Genomic DNA, 651 nt, shown 5'->3' on the forward strand with positions numbered 1-651 from the left:
CGTCCAGCTCGAGCAGAACCGCGTCGACCTCATTTTCGAGATTTCGGAAGGCCCCAAGTCCAAGGTCCGCCAGATCAACATCATCGGCAACACCAAATACTCGGACAAGGAGCTGAGGGGCGAGATGGTGACGCGCCAGGCCCGTCCCCTGCGGCTCTTCACTTCGAACGACACCTACGATCCCGACCGCCTTGCGTTCGACCAGCAGAAGCTGCGGCAATTCTACCTGACCGAAGGCTATGCCGACTTCCGCGTCGTGTCCTCTGTGGCGGAGCTGACGCCCGACCGGCGCGACTTCATCGTCACCTACGTGATCGAGGAAGGCGAGCGCTACAAGTTCGGCGAGGTCGATCTCACCAGCCAGATCCGCGACGTGAAGGCCGACACCTTCAAGAACCTGCTGCCCATGAAGAAGGGCGACTGGTACAATGCCAAGCAGGTCGAGGACACGATCGATGGCCTGACGGAATCCGTCGGCCTCCTGGGATACGCTTTCGCCGATGTCCGCCCGAACTTCGATCGGGACAAGGACAAGCGCGAGATGAACATGACGTTCGTCATCAACGAGGCGCCGCGCGTCTATGTCGAGAGCGTCACGATCAACGGCAACACGCGCACCCGCGACGAGGTGATCCGCCGCGAGTTCCGCCT

The 651-nt window shown here is 61.3% G+C and carries 1 protein-coding gene; it reads left to right on the plus strand.

All coding sequences use genetic code 11. The features are described from left to right. The coding region (locus tag DM995_RS18710) for a POTRA domain-containing protein (RefSeq protein WP_286164975.1) at nt 1-651 on the plus strand (651 nt) is incomplete at both ends.

Source organism: Blastomonas sp. UPD001 (assembly GCF_003426715.1).
Classification (GTDB): domain Bacteria; phylum Pseudomonadota; class Alphaproteobacteria; order Sphingomonadales; family Sphingomonadaceae; genus Blastomonas.